This is a genomic window from Ruegeria sp. K7 (genome assembly GCF_056531785.1).
In genome coordinates this window covers 85,588-106,204 of the sequence record NZ_JBQFMJ010000011.1, presented here as the reverse complement: position 1 = coordinate 106,204, position 20,617 = coordinate 85,588, and the positions used below count along the sequence as shown (strand labels likewise).

The 20,617-nt window shown below is 59.8% G+C and carries 19 protein-coding genes; 13 read left to right on the top strand and 6 right to left on the bottom strand.

What is annotated here, in order from left to right; all coding sequences use genetic code 11:
• Positions 1 to 48 precede the first annotated feature (48 nt).
• Positions 49 to 1,242, top strand: a complete 1,194-nt coding sequence (gene kynU / locus ACR0FE_RS16980; RefSeq protein ID WP_480914105.1) for a kynureninase — start codon at positions 49 to 51, stop codon at positions 1,240 to 1,242.
• Here the strand turns inward: kynU and ACR0FE_RS16975 are convergent.
• Positions 1,235 to 1,813: a TetR/AcrR family transcriptional regulator gene (locus tag ACR0FE_RS16975; protein WP_170615298.1), complete on the bottom strand. Its 579-nt coding sequence runs from the start codon at positions 1,811 to 1,813 to the stop codon at positions 1,235 to 1,237. The two genes, kynU and ACR0FE_RS16975, sit on opposite strands and share 8 nt — an antisense overlap.
• Before the next feature lie 98 nt (positions 1,814 to 1,911).
• On the opposite strand from ACR0FE_RS16975, the gene ACR0FE_RS16970 reads away from it, so the two are divergent.
• Together ACR0FE_RS16970 and ACR0FE_RS16965 are read left to right on the top strand one after the other, a co-directional pair.
• Positions 1,912 to 2,376, top strand: a complete 465-nt coding sequence (locus ACR0FE_RS16970) for a (2Fe-2S)-binding protein (RefSeq protein WP_170806577.1) — start codon at positions 1,912 to 1,914, stop codon at positions 2,374 to 2,376.
• 3 nt (positions 2,377 to 2,379) lie between these two features.
• Positions 2,380 to 4,620 carry a xanthine dehydrogenase family protein molybdopterin-binding subunit gene (locus ACR0FE_RS16965; protein ID WP_480914103.1) on the top strand — a complete coding sequence of 747 codons (2,241 nt, stop codon included), beginning with the start codon at positions 2,380 to 2,382 and terminating at the stop codon, positions 4,618 to 4,620.
• A gap of 39 nt (positions 4,621 to 4,659) precedes the next feature.
• On the opposite strand, the gene ACR0FE_RS16960 is transcribed toward ACR0FE_RS16965, so the two are convergent.
• From ACR0FE_RS16960 to ACR0FE_RS16950, 3 genes are all read right to left on the bottom strand, one after another.
• Positions 4,660 to 5,439, bottom strand: coding sequence for a gamma-glutamyl-gamma-aminobutyrate hydrolase family protein (locus tag ACR0FE_RS16960; RefSeq protein WP_170615295.1), 780 nt, complete (start codon positions 5,437 to 5,439; stop codon positions 4,660 to 4,662).
• A gap of 231 nt (positions 5,440 to 5,670) precedes the next feature.
• Positions 5,671 to 6,096 carry a GlcG/HbpS family heme-binding protein gene (locus ACR0FE_RS16955; protein ID WP_170615294.1) on the bottom strand — a complete coding sequence of 142 codons (426 nt, stop codon included), beginning with the start codon at positions 6,094 to 6,096 and terminating at the stop codon, positions 5,671 to 5,673.
• A gap of 82 nt (positions 6,097 to 6,178) precedes the next feature.
• The gene (locus ACR0FE_RS16950) at positions 6,179 to 8,314 is read right to left on the bottom strand and encodes a malate synthase G (RefSeq protein ID WP_480914100.1); all 2,136 of its coding nucleotides are present in this window, start codon (positions 8,312 to 8,314) and stop codon (positions 6,179 to 6,181) included.
• A gap of 223 nt (positions 8,315 to 8,537) precedes the next feature.
• Here ACR0FE_RS16950 and pepN point away from each other — a divergent pair, with 223 nt between their 5' ends.
• The 7 genes from pepN to ACR0FE_RS16915 all read left to right on the top strand — a co-directional run bounded on the left by pepN (position 8,538) and on the right by ACR0FE_RS16915 (position 17,484).
• Entirely contained in the window at positions 8,538 to 11,090 is a 2,553-nt protein-coding gene (gene pepN / locus ACR0FE_RS16945) for an aminopeptidase N (protein WP_480914097.1), read from the top strand.
• On the top strand, positions 11,087 to 11,515 hold the full coding sequence (locus ACR0FE_RS16940; RefSeq protein WP_480914095.1) for a hypothetical protein: 429 nt from the start codon (positions 11,087 to 11,089) through the stop codon (positions 11,513 to 11,515). Before pepN ends, ACR0FE_RS16940 begins: the two co-directional genes overlap by 4 nt.
• 204 nt (positions 11,516 to 11,719) lie before the next feature.
• Positions 11,720 to 12,907 carry a hypothetical protein gene (locus ACR0FE_RS16935; RefSeq protein ID WP_480914092.1) on the top strand — a complete coding sequence of 396 codons (1,188 nt, stop codon included), beginning with the start codon at positions 11,720 to 11,722 and terminating at the stop codon, positions 12,905 to 12,907.
• A gap of 99 nt (positions 12,908 to 13,006) precedes the next feature.
• Entirely contained in the window at positions 13,007 to 14,518 is a 1,512-nt protein-coding gene (gatB, locus tag ACR0FE_RS16930) for an Asp-tRNA(Asn)/Glu-tRNA(Gln) amidotransferase subunit GatB (protein ID WP_480713772.1), read from the top strand.
• A 149-nt stretch (positions 14,519 to 14,667) separates the two neighbouring features.
• Positions 14,668 to 15,924, top strand: a complete 1,257-nt coding sequence (pepT, locus tag ACR0FE_RS16925; protein WP_480914089.1) for a peptidase T — start codon at positions 14,668 to 14,670, stop codon at positions 15,922 to 15,924.
• Between the two features lie 81 nt (positions 15,925 to 16,005).
• The gene (locus ACR0FE_RS16920; RefSeq protein WP_480914087.1) at positions 16,006 to 16,440 is read left to right on the top strand and encodes a DUF4177 domain-containing protein; all 435 of its coding nucleotides are present in this window, start codon (positions 16,006 to 16,008) and stop codon (positions 16,438 to 16,440) included.
• Positions 16,441 to 16,584: 144 nt separating this feature from the next.
• Entirely contained in the window at positions 16,585 to 17,484 is a 900-nt protein-coding gene (locus ACR0FE_RS16915) for a hypothetical protein (protein ID WP_480812210.1), read from the top strand.
• Between the two features lie 6 nt (positions 17,485 to 17,490).
• On the opposite strand, the gene ACR0FE_RS16910 is transcribed toward ACR0FE_RS16915, so the two are convergent.
• Complete coding sequence (locus ACR0FE_RS16910) at positions 17,491 to 17,745, bottom strand: BolA family protein (RefSeq protein WP_480908085.1); 255 nt, start codon at positions 17,743 to 17,745, stop codon at positions 17,491 to 17,493.
• Between the two features lie 107 nt (positions 17,746 to 17,852).
• Between ACR0FE_RS16910 and ACR0FE_RS16905 the strand changes: the two genes are divergently transcribed.
• Positions 17,853 to 18,479, top strand: a complete 627-nt coding sequence (locus ACR0FE_RS16905; protein WP_170615281.1) for a J domain-containing protein — start codon at positions 17,853 to 17,855, stop codon at positions 18,477 to 18,479.
• A gap of 69 nt (positions 18,480 to 18,548) precedes the next feature.
• Here the strand turns inward: ACR0FE_RS16905 and ACR0FE_RS16900 are convergent, their stop codons facing one another.
• Positions 18,549 to 19,325, bottom strand: coding sequence for a carbon-nitrogen hydrolase family protein (locus ACR0FE_RS16900; RefSeq protein ID WP_170615279.1), 777 nt, complete (start codon positions 19,323 to 19,325; stop codon positions 18,549 to 18,551).
• A 137-nt stretch (positions 19,326 to 19,462) separates the two neighbouring features.
• On the opposite strand from ACR0FE_RS16900, the gene ACR0FE_RS16895 reads away from it, so the two are divergent.
• The gene (locus ACR0FE_RS16895) at positions 19,463 to 19,882 is read left to right on the top strand and encodes an Lrp/AsnC family transcriptional regulator (protein WP_170615277.1); all 420 of its coding nucleotides are present in this window, start codon (positions 19,463 to 19,465) and stop codon (positions 19,880 to 19,882) included.
• Between the two features lie 81 nt (positions 19,883 to 19,963).
• Complete coding sequence (locus tag ACR0FE_RS16890; RefSeq protein ID WP_480914083.1) at positions 19,964 to 20,557, top strand: dimethylsulfonioproprionate lyase family protein; 594 nt, start codon at positions 19,964 to 19,966, stop codon at positions 20,555 to 20,557.
• Positions 20,558 to 20,617: the final 60 nt, after the last annotated feature.

The following is a 20,617-nucleotide window of genomic DNA, read 5'->3' as shown; positions in this document are numbered from 1 at the left end:
ATAGGCCCGTGGAAACACTGATCCGAAGCACAATAAGATGAGCCCTGAATGACCGATTTTGCCGCAACCAAAGCCATGTTCGACCTGCCTGAGGGCGTGATTTATCTGGATGGCAATTCGCTCGGTCCCTTGCCCAAGGCGGCGGGCGCACGTGTGCAGGACATGATGGCCAACGAATGGGGGCAAATGCTGATCACCGGCTGGAACAAGGCAGGCTGGATGGGAATGCCGACCGGGCTGGGTGATCGTATCGGGCGGCTGATCGGGGCCGAACCCGGCAGCGTTGTGGTCGGCGACACATTGTCGATCAAGGTATATCAGGCCGTGGCGTCCGCGCTGGAGCTGTGCCCCAACCGCAAGGTTGTTCTGTCGGACAACGGAAACTTCCCCTCGGACCTTTACATGGCGGATGGGCTTCTGCGCTCACTCGGACCGGATTATGAATTGCGTGTGGTCGCCCCCGAGGACGTGGCCGCGAACATTACCGAAGACGTTGCCGTTCTGATGCTGACGGAAGTGGACTACCGCTCGGGACGCATGCACGACATGAAGGCGCTGACGGAACAGGCGCATTCGAACGGCACAGTTACGGTCTGGGACCTGGCCCATTCTGCGGGCGCAATCCCCGTTGACCTGTCGGGCTGCAACGCAGATTTTGCAGTGGGCTGCACATACAAATACCTCAACGGTGGTCCGGGCGCGCCAGCCTTTATCTATGTCGCACCACGTCTGGCTGACAGCGTCAGGCCCGCACTGTCCGGCTGGCTGGGTCACGAAGCGCCATTTGCCTTTGATCTGGATTACCGTCCGGGCAGCGGGATCGAAAGAATGCGGGTCGGCACCCCCCCGGTCATTCAGATGAGCGCGCTTGCATCAGCAATGGATGTCTGGGATCTGGCAGACATGAACGACGTGCGCGCCAAGTCCATCGAACTGACCGAGCTTTTCGTTGCGCGCGTCGAAGCCACCTGCCCTGGTCTGCATCTGGCCAGCCCGCGAGATCCGAACCTGCGCGGCAGTCAGGTCTCATTCCACTTCACCGAGGGCTATGCCGCGATGCAGGCCCTGATCGCGCACGGCGTGATCGGAGATTTCCGGGCCCCGGACATAATGCGCTTTGGCTTCACGCCGCTTTATATCGATGAACAGGATGTCGAACGCGCGGTCAAAATCCTTGCAGATATCATGCAGAACAGATTGTGGGATGCGCCGGAATACAAAATTCGCCAGCGCGTCACCTGACCTCAAGCCCGGCGCCGAACAGGTCAGCCACCTGGCCTACCTGTTGTTCGTAAACCTCGGCACCCGCTCCGGTCAGTTTCAATCCCTTGAGCGTCGCTGAAATGGTCCGGCCGGTTTCAACGGCGTCCGCGAACAACCGAACGCGCCCAGCTTGTTGTTGGTGTGACAGCCAGTCTGCGTAAAGCCCCGCCAGCATGGCCTCCCCCTCCGAGATGATCTCGGAAGACATGGACTTGGTGTTGTCCAGCAGTTCAAGCCCGTGCGGCAGCGCCAGAATGGCTGCCATTCCTTCGGTCTGCGCCCGTATTGCTCGCTTCAACACGTCCGGCACGGAACCGGGCGACGCCAGCGCGGCAGCAACCGCTGCGCTTTTTTCCGCATAGTAGAGTTCGGTCAGCTTTCTGACGATCGCTTCTTTGTTCTTGTAGTGCAGATACACGGCCGGTCGGGACATCCCCGCGCCCCGCGCTATGTCGTCCATTGATGTCTTGCGAAATCCGTACGTAGCAAATGCCTGAAAGGCCGAGTCCAGGATCGCTTTTTGCCGTATATCGCCAACTGCTTCTGTCATGCTCAAATTCGTGACATTTTTTGTTTATTTTGTCAATTGACATCCTGACACTTTTCAACAATTGTGTCAGAAACCGCGACAGCTACGAGAGGTGCGCCATGGCGACCGCCCTTAAGATCAATGGAAAGCAGCATCAGATTGACCTGCCCGATGACGTCCCCCTGCTTTGGGTCTTGCGGGATGAGGTCGGCCTGACCGGGACCAAATTCGGCTGTGGCGTGGCAGCCTGCGGGGCCTGCACCGTCCATATTGATGGCGAGGCGGTACGCTCGTGCCAGGTTGCGCTATCGGACGTTTGGGGTGACGTGACCACAATAGAAGGTATCGGCACCCCGGACGCGATGGCGACCATACAGCAGGCCTGGGTCGATCATCAGGTCGCGCAATGCGGTTATTGCCAGTCAGGCCAGATCATGCAGGCCGCTGCGCTGCTGGCGGAAAACCCCGTCCCAAGCGACAGCGATATCGACGAGGCGATGCAGGGCAACCTGTGCCGCTGTGGCACCTATCCCCGCATTCGCGCCGCGATTCACGATGCGGCGTCCAAGATAAACGAGGCGTAAACTATGGCATCTGTTGGTAAAATCCTCCGCCGCACGTTCCTGATCGGTTCAGCCGCAATTGTCGGCGGCGTGGCGTTCGGCGCCTACTATGTCAGCCGCCCGGTCGCCAATCCGCTCAAACCTGGCAAAGGCGAGGCGGCGCTGAACCCGTTCGTTCTGATCGACCAGAACGGCGTTACCCTCTTTGCACCCCGCGCCGAGATGGGGCAGAGCGTGAAAACCACCTGGGCCGCACTGATCGCGGAAGAACTGGACGTGGATCTGGACCAGATCACCGTCCTGCACGGCCCGGCGGCGCAAGCCTATTACAACACGGCCATGATCGGTGAAGGCTTGCCGAACAAGGGCTACGACATCTCTGATTTCCAGCACAATCTGGGTGAAGCTTTGGGCGGGATCGGCAAAGTGCTCAGCCTGCATGTGACTGGCGGCTCGACCTCGATGAAGGACGGGTTCGAGCGGATGCGGGAAGCCGGCGCCTCGGCCCGCGAAACGCTGAAACAGGCTGCCGCCGACCGTCTGGGCGTGGACCGCAGTACCCTGAAAACGGCCTCGGGCCATGTGATTGCCCCGAATGGCGACAAGATACCCTACACCGAACTGGCCGAAGATGTGGCCAAGCTCCACCCGATCGAGGCACCGCTGCGTGACCCCTCGGAATGGCGTTACCTTGGCCAGACCCAACCGCGTCTGGACATGGCCGAAAAGGCAACCGGCACCGCCGAATTCGCAATTGATGTACGCCTGCCCGGAATGAAGTTCGCCTCGGTCCGCATGAACCCGAAACTGGGTGGCCAGATGAACGGCTTTGACGACACCGCCGCGAAGTCAATGCCTGGGGTCGAGAAAATCGTCGATCTGGGCACTGGCGTTGCTGTGATTGCCACCAATACATGGCTGGCCAATCAGGCAGTCGAAGCCATTGACGTGGATTGGGGCGACGCGCCCTATCCGCCCGGGACAGAGGCAATCTTTGCCAGGATCAGCGAGGCGTTCGAGAACGACCCGAACTCGACCATGCGCGATGACGGCGACGTCAGCACTCTGCCGGACGGCGCCACCGAGATATCCGCGGAATACACCGTGCCTTATCTGGCCCACGCGACAATGGAACCGATGACGGCCGCCGCGCTGTTTTCCGGCAACAAACTGGAATTCTGGGGCGGCAATCAGGCCCCGACCTTCATGCAGATCAAAATTGCCGAGGCGGCCAATCTCGAAACCGATGCTGTTGAGGTTCATACCACCTATCTGGGCGGGGGCTATGGCCGTCGGCTGGAGTTTGACTTTGGGGTCATCGCCACAAAAATCGCCTTGGCCATGCCGAACACGCCGGTTCTGACGACCTGGAGCCGGGAAGAGGACATGCGCCACGACTTCTATCGTCCCGGCGCAATAGCCCGGATGCGCGGTGCGGTCAAAGACGCTCAGGCGGTCCTGATTGACGGTCGGGTCGCCTCGCAATCCTGCACACATCAGGCCGTGTCTCGCGTGACCGGGTTCGCCGGCGGCGGCCCCGACAAGGTACTTGTCGAAGGGCTGTTCAACCAGCCATATGCCGTGCCGAACTATCGCATCAGCGGCCACATCGCCGATCTGGATATTCCCGTCGGCTTCTGGCGTTCGGTCGGCAACAGCCACAACGGGTTCTTCCACGAAACTTTCATGGATGAAATGGCCCATGCCGCCGGCCGCGACCCGCTGGAATTCCGGCTGGAGCTGATGAAGAACGAACACGCGCCATCGGCCGGGTGTCTGGAAGCGGTGCGCGACATGTCGGGCTGGACCGGCCAGACCCCGGACGGAGTTGGCCGCGGGGTCGCCTTCACCTACAGCTTCGGCACTCCGGTAGCGCAAGTGATCGAAGTCGTTGACGAAGACGGCAGCATCCGCATCAGCAAGGCTTGGATTGCCTGCGATATGGGCATTGCGCTGGACCCCGATAACATCAAGGCGCAGATGTTCGGCGGCATGATGTACGGCCTGTCAGCGGCCTGCTTTGGTGCAATAACCTTTGCCGATGGCGAGGTCGAGCAGTTCAACTTCCCCGACTATGACGCCATGCGTATGCACACGGCCCCGGAAGTCGAAGTGCGCGTACTGGAAACCAACCGTCACCTGGGCGGCGCAGGAGAACCCGGCACGCCGCCATCAATGCCGGCACTGGGCAACGCGCTTTTTGACCTGACCGGAGAACGCGCTCGGTCTCTGCCGCTGATCAATCAGTTCAATCTGGTGGTTTGATGCAACCCGACCGGTCCCGTTTTGCGGGGCCGGCGCAAGTCACGCGGTTTGTTGAAACAGTCCAGCTTCCGATCCAGTCGCCCAGGCCCGCACCGCCGCTCCAAATGCTTCGAACAATGGCCGTGACACAGGATCATTCACAGCATCCCATTCCGGATGCCACTGTACGGACAGGGTAAATCCCGGGGCGTCTTTGACATAGATCGCCTCGGGCGTGCCGTCCGGTGCATGGCCGTCGATTTCGATCCTGTGGCCGACTGTCTTGATCCCCTGCCCGTGCAACGTGTTGGTCATCACCTCGGTCGCGCCCATCAGGCGGTGGAACACACCACCCTCGGCCAGTGTCACAACATGGCGCAGGGCGAATTTCTCTTCCAACGTACCGTCGGGCGGCATCCGGTGGTTCATGCGCCCGGGCAGATCACGGATTTCGGGGTATAGCGTCCCGCCCAATGCCACGTTGACTTCCTGAAACCCACGGCAAATTCCAAAAAACGGCTGACCTCGCTCAACACAGGCCCGGACCAGTGGCAAAGTTATCGCATCGCGCGCCCGGTCGAATTCCCCATGCGCTTCAGTGGCCAGTTCGCCATACTCCTCCGGGTGAACATTGGGGCGCCCACCTGTCAGCAGGAAGCCGTCGCAGACCTCAAGCAGTTCATCGACGGATACATATCTGGGGTCTGCCGGGATCAGCATCGGCAGGCAGCCCGAAACATTCGCCACCGCATCGGAATTCATCGTACCGCCGGCATGCGTCGGGTATTGATCGTTCATCAGATACGAGTTTCCGATGATACCAACCACGGGTCGTGACATTGTTGTTTTCCAAAACGTTTCCAGATCTAGCTGAAAACTATCGGCGGCAGATGAGACGTGCAATAGCACACACCCTGCATCTCAGCGCAAGCTCCTGTTCACAAGTGCACAATTTTTCCCAATTTTCGATCAATATTCAGGAAATTGTTCCAGCAAGATCACTAGAAGCGGGAAGGAGTTCCAAATAGCGGTTCTTCAGTCTCCACACCGGCCACGACATAACGTTGCGTGTCAGATCTCGCCCGTCAGACCTGCGGCTTCGATGCCAGCCAGGGCCGCCGCCGCGTCGTTGTCCGACGTATCGCCCGTCACCCCAACCGCACCAATCACGGCACCCTTTTTGTCGCGCAGCAGGACGCCACCCGGAACAGGCACGACCTGACCGCCATAAACGCCATTTACCGCCGCCATGAAATAGGCCTGAGCCTCGGCGCGCTGCATCTGCGCAGTACCCGCCATGCCCAACATGACCGCCCCATAAGCCTTGCCGTGCGCTATTCCAAAGCGCCCCGGGGCCGCGCCGTCCTCACGCTCGAATGCGATGACGTGACCGCCGGCATCCAACACAACCACCGAGAGTGGCTTCAACTCCATCTCATGCGCTTTTTCCAACGACTTTCGAATGATGGTGCGCGCCTTGCGCAAGGAAATAGCCATCCCTGATCCCTTTCATCTGGCCCAAAGTATCCTCGGGGGAGCGCGAGGGGGCAGACAGCCCCCTCGTTCCCGCCCGTGCAGCTCAACCCAAACTGGCTTTCTTTTCCAGCCGCCGTGCATGCAAAACCGGCTCGGTATAGCCCGAGGGCTGCACCCGCCCCTTGAAAACCAGATCGCAAGCCGCCTGAAAGGCGATACCATCAAAACCGGGCGCCATTGGAGAATATTCCGGATCATTCGCATTCTGGCGATCGACCACGGCCGCCATCTTGCGCATTGCGGCCATCACCTGACCTTCGTCCATCACATCATGGTGCAGCCAGTTGGCCAGCGCTTGCGAGGAAATCCGGCAGGTCGCGCGGTCCTCCATCAGGCCGATGTCATGAATGTCCGGCACTTTCGAGCATCCGACACCCTGATCGACCCACCGCACAACATAACCCAGAATGCCTTGCGCGTTGTTCTCGACCTCACGAGTGATTTCCTCTTCGCTCAGGTTGCGCCCGCCCAGCAGGGGCACGGTCAGCAGATCCTCAAGCGTGCCGCGCGCGCCGCCGGCCGCCAGTTCGTCCTGACGGGCCAGAACATCAACCTTGTGATAGTGGGTCGCGTGCAGTGTAGCGGCGGTTGGGGAAGGCACCCAGGCACAAGTCGCGCCGGATTTCGGGTGGCCGATCTTTTGGTCCAGCATGTCGCCCATCCGGTCGGGCATCGCCCACATGCCCTTTCCGATCTGAGCCTTGCCCTTCAGGCCGCAGGCCAGACCGATATCAACGTTGCGATCCTCATAGGACGCTATCCAGGGCGTGTTCTTGATGTCGCCTTTCGGCAGCATCGGGCCGGCCTCCATCGAGGTGTGAATCTCGTCCCCGGTGCGGTCCAGAAAGCCGGTATTGATAAAGGCCACCCGCGATTTTGCAGCGCGGATACATTCCTTTAGGTTGACCGACGTGCGGCGCTCCTCATCCATGATACCCAGTTTCACGGTGTTTCGCGGCAAGCCCAGAATATCCTCGACCATGTCGAAAATTTCGACCGAGAACGCCACTTCTTCCGGCCCGTGCATCTTGGGCTTGACCACGTAAACCGACCCTGCGACCGAGTTGCCCCCCTCGCGCCGCAGATCGTGCATCGCGATCAGCGTGGTGCAAAGCGCATCCATCAACCCCTCGCCGATCTCATTACCCTCGCCATCCAGAACGGCGGGGTTGGTCATCAGATGGCCGACGTTTCGGATCAACATCAGCGAGCGGCCCTTCAGCGCCGCGGTTTCGCCGCCAACGGCGGTGTATTCAACGTCGCCAGCCAGCTTTCGGGTGAATGTCCGGCCACCTTTCGAAACCTCTTCGGTCAGGTCGCCCTTCATCAGACCCAGCCAGTTGCTGTAGGCAACAACCTTGTCGGCGGCATCCACGCAAGCCACCGAATCTTCGCAGTCCATGATAGTGGACAGCGCCGATTCCAGGCGCACATCAGCGATGCCTGCGGGGTCGGAGGCACCAATATTGCTGGACGGGTCGATCATGATCTGCACGTGAAGACCGTTATTCTTCAGTACCACGAACTCAGGCTTGTCAGCGGAACCGCCAAAGCCAACGAAACCTGCGGGATCGGCCAGTGCGGGCACCAGCGCACCGCCTTCGGCGCTCAGGTCCGAAACGTCGTACCACGAGCCATTTTCCAGCGGCACTGCGTCATCCAGAAATGCCTTGGCCCACGCGATCACGCGGGCACCCCGAGCGGTATCGTATCCTTTACCCACGGGCAGATCGCCCATCGCGTCGGTGCCATAAAGCGCATCATACAGGCTGCCCCATCGCGCGTTGGCGGCGTTCAGCGCAAAGCGGGCGTTGGTGATTGGCACCACCAGCTGAGGCCCGGGTGTCAGAGCAATCTCCGGATCGACCCTGGCGGTTTCGATCTGAAAATCGGTACCTTCCTCGACAAGGTATCCAATCTCTCGCAGGAAAGCCTGATACGCGGCGGCATCATGATCCTGCCCTGTTCGGGCCAGATGCCAGCCGTCGACCCGGCCTTGGATCTCGGCCCGTTTTGCCAGCAACGCTTTGTTCTTCGGCCCCAGCTCCTGAACCATCCGGGACAGGCCTGACCAAAAATCCTCGGATGAAACGCCCGTTCCGGGCAGCGCCCGGTTTTCGATGAAATCTGCCAGTTCAACGGCGATCTGCAAACCGTTCCGGGCTTCTCTACTGCTCATATTCGACATCTCCCGCAATTGTACGCCACTGTATGCCGGCTTCAATTAGAGCGGAAGTTTCCGATAGGCAACATATTCGCCATCGCTTTTCGGCGGACCTGCCGGATTGGCGTGGCGTCAGCACGCAGGAGAAGCACGCCGGATTTACGTGCCCGGCACCGCTTGCAGCGCATCGCCGCAACCCATAACGTCGCGCCAGACATGAACCGATGCGAGGCCCCCGATGCGCGACGCCGCCCCCACCATAATCTATCTGAAAGACTACACGCCCTTCGGCTATCTGGTGGACAGTGTGCATCTGACCTTTGATCTGGCCGAACACGCCACGCGCGTCACATCGCGCATCGCGTTCCACCCCAATCCCCAAGCAACGGACCGAACCTTTTTCCTGCACGGCGAGGATCTGAAACTGATCCGCGCCGCCATTGATGGCGCGGACATCGCGCCACAGGTCACCGACAAGGGCCTGACTGCGGATGCACCGGATGCGCCGTTCGTGTGGGAGGCCGAAGTCGAGATTGACCCGGGCAACAACACCGCGCTTGAGGGGCTTTACATGTCGAACGGCATGTACTGCACGCAGTGCGAGGCCGAGGGGTTCCGCAAGATCACTTTCTACCCCGACCGCCCGGACGTGATGTCGACCTTCACCGTGCGGATCAATGGCGACCTGCCCGTGCTTCTGTCCAATGGCAACCCTACGGCCAAAGGCGAAGGCTGGGCCGAATGGACCGACCCATGGCCCAAACCCGCCTATCTGTTCGCACTGGTCGCGGGCGACCTGATCGCCCATCCCGACCGGTTCACCACCATGTCGGGCCGGGACGTGGACCTGAACCTTTGGGTTCGTCCGGGCGACGAGGGCAAATGCGCCTTTGGCATGGAAGCGCTGAAGAAGTCGATGAAATGGGACGAAGATGTCTATGGCCGCGAATACGATCTGGATGTGTTCAACATCGTGGCCGTCGATGATTTCAACATGGGCGCGATGGAGAACAAGGGGCTGAACATCTTCAACTCCTCCGCCGTGCTGGCCAGCCCCGAAACTTCGACCGACGCCAATTTCGAACGGATCGAAGCGATCATCGCGCATGAGTACTTCCACAACTGGACCGGCAACCGGATCACCTGCCGCGACTGGTTCCAATTGTGCCTGAAAGAGGGTCTGACCGTCTTCCGCGATGCGCAGTTTACGTCCGACATGCGCTCGGCCCCGGTCAAGCGCATCCACGACGCCATAGACCTGCGCGCACGGCAATTCCCCGAGGATAACGGGCCGCTATCGCACCCCGTCCGGCCCGAAAGCTTTCAGGAGATCAACAACTTCTACACCGCGACCGTCTACGAAAAAGGCGCCGAGGTGATCGGAATGCTGAAGCGGCTGGTAGGGGATGAAGCCTATTCCAAGGCGCTCGACCTTTATTTCGATCGCCATGACGGGCAGGCCTGCACCATAGAGGACTGGATCCAGGTGTTCGAGGATACCGCTGGCCGCGACCTGAGCCAGTTCAAGCGCTGGTACAGCCAGTCGGGAACCCCGCGGGTGGCCGTAACAGAGGACTGGGCCGATGGCACCTATACGCTGACCCTCAGCCAGCGGACAGAACCCACACCGGGTCAGACCGAGAAGTTGCCGCAAGTGATCCCCGTTGCTGTTGGCCTTTTGGGGCCGAACGGCGACGAGGTGCGCGCAACTGAAATGCTGGAATTAACGGAAGCGGAACAGAGCTTTGCCTTTACCGGTCTGGCTGCCAAGCCAACACCGTCGATCCTGCGTGATTTCTCGGCGCCAGTGATCCTGGAGCACGATCAGACCAATGCCGAACGCGCTTTCCTGCTGGCCCATGACACCGACCCGTTCAACCGCTGGCAGGCCGGACGCTCATTGGCGCAGGACACACTGCTGCGCATGATATCCGAAGACGCCACCCCGGACTCCGATTATCTGGACGGGTTGCTGGCCGTGCTGCGCAACCGGGATCTTGATCCGGCTTACCGCGCCCTGATGCTGGGACTGCCAACGCAATCGGAACTCGCTGCCGCCTTGTTCGACCGTGGTGAAACACCAGATCCAATGGCGATCTGGAGCGCGGTCGAGACATTGCGGCAAGCCACAGCGCAACATGTGCAGGACCTGCTGCCCCGCCTGCACAGCGAAGCCCTGGTTCAGGCCCCCTACAGCCCAGACGCGGAGCAATCCGGCAAACGCGCACTGGGCAGCGCCGCTCTGTCGCTGACTTCGCGCCTGGACGGCGGTGCCAAGGCAGTAGAAGAGTATGGCGCAGCCAACAACATGACCCTTCAACTCTCGGCCCTGGCTTGTCTGTTGCGGGCCGGAAAAGGTGAGACGGAACTGGCCGGATTTTACACGCAGTGGCAGCACGACCGGCTGGTCGTGGACAAATGGTTTGGCCTGCAGGTCGCGATGGCCGCGCCCGATGCGGTGCCAGACACCGCGCACAATCTGACCGAACATGCCGATTTCAACTGGAAGAATCCCAACAGGTTCCGCGCAGTAATGGGCGCGCTGGCAATGAACCACGCCGGGTTCCATCAGGCCGACGGCGCAGGTTATGCCCTGCTGGCGGACTGGCTGATCCGGCTTGACCCGGTCAACCCGCAGACCACCGCGCGCATGTGCTCGGCCTTCCAGACATGGAAGCGGTATGACGGTGACCGTCAGGCCCTGATGCGCGCACAACTGACACGCATCCAGGATACCCCAAACCTGTCGCGGGACACCGGGGAAATGGTGTCACGCATACTCGACGCATGACGCCCTTTACCTTCACCCGGCAAAACCGCGCGCCCCGCGCTGTACTGATCCTGATCGGCGTCTTTGCGGGGCTGATATCGCTCGTGATCTTTTTCAACGCCGCACTATGGCTGGTCGGGGTGCTGGCGCTTGCCACGCTGCCGGCCATCTGGGACATCGTGAAAGACACCAGCGCCGGGCTGACGCTGGACCGGGATTGCCTCAGGTGGCATTCGGGCGGGCGCGAAGGTGAAATCGACCTGAACAAGATCGATTTTTTCCGCTTCGACACACGTTGGGACTTCTCGGTTCGCGTCTCTTTAATGTTGAGATCAGGCAAGCGTATCCGGCTGCCGGATGAGTCGGTCCCGCCGCACCGGGCCTTTGAAAACACTTTGGAAAACGCCGGCTTTCGGGTCGAACGGCATCATTTTACAGTTTTCTGAAACGATGAGCCGCCACTGACCGGATTGACCCGGGATTCTGAAGTGTTTCAGGCAATTTACTTGAACTGACGCTGAATTACGGCCAGACTTCCGCTGTAAGTTACGTTTTTTGTTACAGTTCCGAGTTTCGCCATGTTCAGGTCATTCAGGGCTCATCTTGCCCGTTTCACAAATCCTTCCCGGCAAATTGCGCCGCCAAACAAGGTGGCAGCAGATGCTGTTGCCGCCGTTCTGCCTGATCAGGGGCAGCTTAACATTCCCGTTGCACAACTAAACGCTGGCGACTTCGTGGGACGCACCACTATTGAACGCGGCCGTCACCTGGCCCGGCAGGACCGGTGGGAAGATCTGTCCGCGGAAATGCGGGCAGCTGATGCAGTGCGCGACACCGCGCCCGACGGGTTGCCGATTGCTGATTTGCTGGCATTCGGTGCACGCTCGGATGTGGTTCTGGCCGCTGAACATGCATTGTCGGACGGCAAGGCCCTGTCAGACTATGATCTGCTAGGAGGCGTCGCCGATCTGGAAGACGTGATGCAGGAACACTCCGGCAACCCGATGATAGCCCTGATCGTTGCACTGGCACATATCGATCTTGCCTGGGCATGGCGGGGAACGGCGCTGGATGCGACCTTGCCACCGCTGCACCGGTCGCGCTGCGCAGCGCATTTTGACCGGGCGGCGGCTATTCTGCCCAAGTGCAAGACCGCATTGCCAGACAGCCCGTTGGTCGCTGCGGCAGGCTGCGCCCTGCTGGCCGGTCAACGCCGCACGTCCGTTCGGGTAGCGGACGAGTACGAGCGGCTGATCGCGCTGGACCCCGAAAACCAGCGCCACATGCGCGCCATGGGCAGCCATCTGCTGCCGCGCTGGTTTGGCAGCTATGAAGAGCTTGAGGTTCAGGCCCTGCGCAACGCCGCCAGAACGCAAAAAATATGGGGCGCCGGGGGATATACCTGGGTCCAATTCGATGCGATTGCCTTGGATGAGGAAGCCTGCGCTCGGGTCGACATCGAGTACTTCCTGGAGGGGCTGCAAGACATCTTGGAGCGTCGTCCGGATCAGCAGACCATCAACATGCTGTCGGCCTATTGCGCCATTACCGTGCAAAACGGCGTGGGCCTGAACGAAAATGCCGATCTTGTCCGCTCGCAACTGCGCGAGGCGGCAAACTGGCTGATCCGCGATCATCTGACCGAACTGCATCCGCTAATCTGGGCGCATGCGGCCGCCGGGTTCAACAACTCGGTCCGCGTTCCTTCGCCCGAGCGGTTCGCTGCGCGCGGACACCGGGACGCACTGCGGGCCATCGCCGATCTGTTTCGCGAGGAACTCAACAGCGGCAAGGACGTGACATTTACCTCGTCGGGCCTGCAACTTTCACGGAACTGAACCGGCAAAAGACTGGAAATCACAGCCATTCCCCCTTGCTCCTCTGACGTGCCGGGCCTAATACGCTGGCCTAGACTTTCTGCGGATATGAGGCGCGCCATGCTCGACCTGACATACGAAATGCCCAAACCCAAGACCATTGCCGGGGCCAAGCACGACTGGGAACTGGTAATCGGGATGGAAGTGCATGCGCAGGTCTCGTCCAATGCCAAACTGTTTTCGGGCGCGTCGACAAAATTCGGGGCTGAACCGAACGCAAACGTTGCTTTCGTGGACGCGGCAATGCCGGGCATGCTGCCGGTGATCAACGAGTATTGCGTGGAACAGGCGGTGCGGACCGGGCTGGGCCTGAAGGCAGACATCAATCTGAAATCGGCCTTTGACCGCAAGAACTATTTCTACCCCGATCTGCCGCAGGGATACCAGATTTCCCAGCTTTATCATCCGATTGTGGGTGAGGGCGAAGTGCTGGTCGAGATGGGTGACGGCACCGCACGCAAGGTGCGGATCGAACGTATCCACATGGAGCAGGACGCGGGCAAATCGATCCACGACATGGACCCGCATATGTCCTTCGTCGATCTGAACCGGACCGGCGTTTGCCTGATGGAAATCGTGTCGCGTCCCGACATCCGTGGCCCCGAAGAAGCCGCCGCCTATATCGCCAAGCTGCGCCAGATCATGCGCTATCTGGGTACCTGCGACGGCAACATGCAGAACGGCAACCTGCGGGCAGACGTAAACGTCTCGATCTGCTTGCCAGGTGCGTATGAGAAGTATCAGGAAACACAGGACTTCTCGCATCTGGGCACGCGGTGCGAGATCAAGAACATGAACTCGATGCGCTTTATCCAGCAGGCGATTGAGGTCGAAGCCCGCCGTCAGATCGCAATTGTTGAGGCCGGTGGCAAGATCGATCAGGAAACCCGCCTGTATGACCCGGACAAGGGTGAGACCCGCTCGATGCGGTCCAAGGAAGAAGCGCATGATTACCGCTATTTCCCGGACCCCGACCTGCTGCCGCTTGAGATCGAGCAGGCGTGGGTGGACGATATAGCCGCCAACCTTCCGGAACTTCCGGACGGCAAAAAAGCGCGCTTTATCAGCGAGTTCGGGCTGACAGATTATGACGCTTCGGTCCTGACTGCCGAGGTGGAATCGGCGGCGTATTTCGAAGAAGTCGCCAAGGGACGCAGCGGTAAACTGGCCGCGAACTGGGTCATCAACGAGCTGTTCGGCCGATTGAAGAAAGAAGATCACGACATCACCGAGTCGCCGGTTTCTCCAGCGCAGCTGGGCGGTATCATCGACCTGATTTCGTCGGATGCCATCTCGGGCAAAATCGCCAAGGACCTGTTTGAAATCGTCTATACCGAAGGCGGTGACCCGGCACAGATTGTCGAAGAACGCGGCATGAAACAGGTGACGGATACCGGCGCGATTGAAACGGCTCTGGACCAGATCATCGCCGCTAACCCGGCGCAGGTCGAGAAGGCCAAAGTGAACCCCAAACTGGCCGGATGGTTTGTCGGTCAGGTGATGAAGGCGACCGGTGGCAAGGCCAACCCGAAGGCCGTCAACGAATTGGTCAGCAAAAAGCTGGGTTCGTAAATCTTCGGGTTTGCACGTCGCGCACGGCCCACGGTGTGCATTTTGAACATAACGAAAAGTTAACCGCTCAGCCCCGATTTCGGGCTGAGCATCTGCTTGACTCCCCGCCGGATTGCACCCTTTCTTCCGGGCAAGAGAGGTGAGGTAACATGCAGAAAAGATTTGATCAGGAACTCGAGGACCGGCTGGTCCGGTATGCGGCGATCGACAGTCAGAGCGATGAGACGTCGCCCTCGACCCCAAGTTCGGACATCCAGCTGAACATGCTGAACCTGCTACGCCAGGAACTGACCGAAATCGGCGCGCAGGATGTTGAATTAACAGGTGACAGCGTTGTTGTCGCCACTATCCCCGGAACTGTTCCCGGCCCCACGATCGGGTTTCTGGCCCATGTCGACACCGCCCCGCAGTTCAATGCCGCCGGCGTCAAGCCGCGCGTGATCAAGGGGTACAATGGTGGCGAAATCACCTTTCCCGACGACCCCAATCTGGTCCTGTCGCCGGAGGAGCACCCCTATCTCGCCGAAAAGATCGGGCACGATCTGATTACTGCATCGGGCACCACGTTGCTGGGCGCGGATGACAAGGCGGGTGTCTCGATCCTGATGACCATGGCGCGGCATCTGATTGAAAACCCTGATATTCCGCACGGGCCGATCCGCATCGCGTTTACCCCCGATGAAGAGATCGGGCGCGGTGTTACCGAACAACTACCCAAGGATCTGGGCGCTGATTTCGCATACACTCTGGATGGTCAGGAAGTTGGCGAAATCGAATATGAGAGCTTTTCGGCCGATCGTGCCGTGATCCGGATCGAGGGCGTCTCGATCCACCCCGGGCTGGCGAAGGGAAAAATGGTCAACGCAGCCCATCTGGCAACTAAGATCGTGCAGACTTTGCCGCAGGCGACGATGACGCCCGAGGTTACAGATGACCGCGAAGGGTTCATTCATATCACCGATATGAATGGCGGATCCTCCGAGATGGAGATCAAGCTGATCCTGCGCGACTTCGAGCTGGACGCATTGCAGGCGCAGGGCGATCTGGTGCGGCAGGTCTGCGCCGCAGTGCAAGCCACGGAGCCACGCGCGGTGATCGAGTGCGAGATTTATCCGCAGTACCGCAACATGCGCTATTGGCTGGAAAAGGACATGACCCCGGTTGATCTGGCCCGCGACGCCTGCCGCGACATGGGGATCGAGCCTGTATCTGTTCCGATCCGGGGCGGCACTGACGGGTCGCGCCTGACCGAGTTCGGCACCCCATGCCCCAATATCTTTACCGGGATGCAGTGCATTCACGGCCCGCTGGAATGGATTTCGGTGCAGGACATGGCCGTCGCGACCGAGTTGTGCCTGTCCGTGGCGACCAGGGCAGCGCAGAAACCGGGCAACAGTGGCGGCTAAAATCCGACATCGGGTCGACGTCTCTTTCGCCCGGCGGTCAACGTGATAACCTGTCCGCCACAGGCATTTCAGGAACGGTTGATGCAACGCTACGAATACAAGGTTGTCCCCGCCCCGCAAAAAGGCACCAAGGCCAAGGGCGTGAAAACGCCCGAGGGGCGGTTTGCCAATTCGGTTGAACAATTGCTGAACCAGATGGGTCAGGACGGCTGGGAATACCAGCGCGCCGAGTTGCTGCCCAGCGAGGAACGCTTGGGCCTGACCGGATCAACGACCCACTGGCGCAATGTGTTGGTGTTCCGCCGCGCGGTCGAGGCTGAGTTCGCCCCGGTTCCCGTCCCGAGCCCGACAGAAACGCCCGAAGGCGTTCCGCTGGCCCACCCGATCCCGGGACCGGATATGGTGAAGGCGCCCGAGCCGGATGCGGTTCAGGCTCCGGGACCTATTTCAGCCGAGGTTGATGAGCCGCCCCTGACCTTGCAACCCGGTGAAAAAGCCGACGAAGATTCCAAGTAACAAGCATCAAGACCAGACGGTTCGAATGGTGTGTTTTTGATGGCACGGATTTGACCGACAGGACTGAGACGGTCATCCGATTCAGGGTTCCGGTCGTATCGTTAAGAGATATTTTTTTGACACCCAGAAGGACCACGTGCCGCGATGAAACCCCGCAAAGCTTATCTTTGTCTTTTTGCCGCCATCGCATGCCAGTTCGCGTTGCCCGCCGTCGCACAACAACGGTTAGGCTGGGTCAGCCAGATCGACGGGCTGGCCGCCTATCAGGGCAGCGCCGATCTGGATCAGGGCGGCGACTTCAGCGCGACTCGGTCGTTCCTACGGGCTACGGGTTTGTATAATTTTGACAGCGGTACTTCGCTTGGTGTTTCGGTAAGTTATGGGCAACTGGATTACGATTTCAGCGCAGCGGACAACCAGCCATGGAACGATATCCGCGACATCCGAGTATCAACCCCGCTTCGGTTTCAGGCCGGGCAAAGGGCCAGCGTGTTCGTATCGCCTCAGATCAGATGGGACTACCAAAGAGGTGCCGCATCTTCGGATGGGCGCACATATGGTGTTTTTGCGGGCGTCGCATGGCAGATGAGCGAAAGCTTGACCATCGGCCCGGCATTTGGGGCCTTCTCGCAACTGGAAGATAGCGGTGTGGATGTCTTTCCCGCGTTGTTGGTGGATTGGGACATCAATGATCGCTGGAACTTGAACACCGGATCCGGAATCGGAGCCACGCGAGGACCCGGGCTGACATTGAGCTATGCGGTGAATGAAGATTTCAGCCTCTCGCTTTCGGCACGTTCCGAGAAAATCCGCTTCCGGCTAGACGACAACGGGCTGGCTCCAAGCGGGATTGGTGAAGATCAGAGCATCCCGGTGGTTGCGTCCCTCAGCTATGACCCGAACCCCGGCGTGTCAGTAACCGTCTTTGCAGGGGCCGAGTTCGACGGCCGACTGACGCTGGAGGACGAGAACGGTAACGAAATCAGCCGTCAGAACTATGACACGGCCCCTCTGGTCGGTCTCGCCTTCCGGCTGCGGTTCTAAGCGCAATCAGACACCGATATCCAAAGCCAGCGCATGAATGCGCGGAACCACATCGCCCAGCGCCTTGTGCACGGCACGGTGGCGGGCAACGCGGGATTGGCCTTCGAAGGCTAAGGCGCGGATGCGGACGTTGAAGTGGCTCTCACCCCCGTCCTGATATCCGGCATGGCCCCGGTGGCTTTCGCTGTCATCAACCACTTCAAGCTCGCGCGGGTCAAACGCGGCCTGCAGGCGGGATCGGATTTCTTCGGTCACGCTCATTTTTATGCTCATCGGCAATATTTTTGCCGCCCCCCTCTTCTACTTTCGGCTGCTTAGACTAAACTGCTGCCTCCGAGTCGAAAAGATGTGTTCGTAAGGATCAGAGCATGACGAAATCAGACCCATTCGGATTCGATATGTCCGTTTCCAGCGCCAAGAAAAAGAACCCGCGCGGGCGTCGGGGCATGTCGGGTGCGTCTGAGACCTCGATGCGAATCTGCGATCACGAGGGTTGTGAAGAGGCGGGCAAGTTTCGGGCGCCAAAAGCGCCGGACGTTCTGGATGACTTCTTCTGGTTCTGCCAGCAGCACGTGCGCGAGTATAATCAGAAGTGGAATTTCTTCGACGGCACCACCGAGGCTGAACTGAATGCGCAGCGATCCAAGGACAAGGTGTGGGAGCGTGAGACCAAACCCATGGGCGACCCCGAGGCGCGCGCCTGGGCCCGGCTGGGCATCGAGGATCCCCACCAGGTGCTGGGCGCCAACGGTACACAGAACAAGGGCCGTACATCAGGCGGCGGCGGGCGTCGCCTGCCCCCGACCGAGCGCCGAGCGATCGAGATTCTGGAAGCCAATGACAGCTGGTCAAAGGCCGAGGTGCGCAAGGCGTACAAGAAACTGATCAAGGTGCTGCACCCGGATATGAACGGCGGCGACCGCAGTCAGGAGGAGCAGCTGCAGGAGGTTGTCTGGGCCTGGGATCAAATCAAGGACAGCCGGAACTTCAAATAGACCGGCATCCGGTTGGCCCTGCCGCAAACAATGACGGCGGGACCAGAACGGATCTGGCGCGTCAAACAATCATTCCGGAACGTAGCGCGGATAGGTCGATTTGCTTTGCGCGGCAAAGTCCAGATCAATCTCGACCGTGGCAAAGGGATTGTCAGGGTCGGTGGTGGCCAGCACGTTCCCTTCGGGGTCGATCACCCAAGCCAGACCGCCTGCGTCGGGGGCATCTCCGACAGGGGCCCACAGGTTGGACGACAGGCAATAAGCACCGGAACACACGGCCGAGGCCTGACCGCCGGCCAGCCATTTTTCGACTGAGCCGTGCGGCGTCGCACGCGGGACGCATAACAGGTCGGCACGCGAGGCCGCATAGTGGCGGGCCCATTCAAAGAACCACATCTCGGTACAGATCTGGACGCCGACGCGCATCCCCAGAACACGGGCCAGATCAAAGCTCTTGGGTCCGCGATCATACCAGCTGTGCTCATGATAACCCGGTTCATCCGGCAAATAGTATTTCTCGTGCACCGGCGCTGCGTTGTCGGTTTCAGCGGTCCAGACATAGGCCTGATTGCGGCGACTGCCGGCGGCGTTGACAATCGGGCGGGTTCCCATCGCGCCGCGAACGCCCAGTTTCGAAAGCTGCGAAATCCTGTCGTCATGCGCCGCAACGGAGGCAGCCCAGCGCCCGGCATCCGGCGTTGCGTCATGCGCCAACCAGTCGAAAAAACACATCTCGGGCAGCAGCAAAAAATCTGTTCCGGCAGCTTGGACATGATCGGCCAGACCCGACAGGTACTGGTCCAGTTGTGATGGGCGCGGGTCGAGTTGGCAAACGGTGACTTTCACGGCTGCGGTCCTTGGACATGGTTGATATTGCGGATCAGCATGACTGCACCGGAATTGGCGTAACAGCCAGGGAATGGTATCGTTTCGATAGATCTTTAACGATTTGACAGCCATTTTGACGAAAGCGAACACAAGGCATGGACAATATCGATCGGGAACTGCTGCGCCTTCTGAGCGGGGATGCCCGACGTTCGGCCGCCGAACTGGCACGCGAATTGGGTGTGTCGCGGGCCACAATTCAGAACAGGATCGACAAGCTGAAGGCGAACGGCACGATCGCGCGGTTTACGGTGGAACTTGGGGGCAAGGTTGAAAACGCGCTGGTCGATGCACTTGTGCTTTTGAAGCTGGCACCGGGGGACAGCAGACGGATCATCGACCAACTCAGGAGAATTCCCGAAGTTCAGTCGCTTGGCTCCGTGAACGGTGTGTTCGATCTGGTTCTGGAATTGCGCACCTCCTCGCATCAGCGTCTGGATACGGTCCTGATGGATATCCGCCGCATGCCGATGGTGGCCGAAACCAACAGCTGCATCCGCCTTAATCACTTCAAATGAAGCAAATGCCCGCAGCGAAATACCTGTCCGATGTCGCAGGTGGACAAGCCTAAAGGTCCGATTCGATCGTCTGATCACCGCATGGGCAACGATCACCTTTACGACAAACTTCTGCGCCTTGCGCGCGACGCCTATCGCGGCAATCGTGAATTGACGGCCTTTGCGGCGTTTCCGGATGACGTCGAGCGGCAGCCGATCACGCCATTACACCGCCCCTGCGGTGACGCTCTGCGCAACGAAACCGGTTTGTCATCCCAAAACTATGCCGATCTGCAGGATGCCATCGTTGCCGCCGGTCCGGCGGCTGTCTGGCGCGAAACCTACAAGGGCACCAATATCGGGGACCGGTTCCTGCAAAATTTCGGATGCTATTCCATCATCGGCAAAGGCGGGCCATTCACCTCGCGGCAGTTGTGGCTGTGGATCGTCCATATGCCAGCCGGGCTGTATTATCCATGGCACCATCATCCGGGGGAAGAGGCATATTTGTTCGTGTCCGGGTCGGCTGTTTTCAAGCGGCGGGGATGCTCCGACGAAACCCTGCGCGAAGGCGGTACTGTACTGCATCAAAGCAACCAGCCACACGCGATGGAGACATTGGACGCGCCGGTCCTGTGCCTTGTCGCGTGGCGAAACGGGTTCGACACACCGCCTGTTCTGACGCCTTCGAAGTGATAGCCGTGTGGCTTGATCACGCGCAGGGTTCCGGCCAGAGGCTTCGGTTTTCTGGCGCAT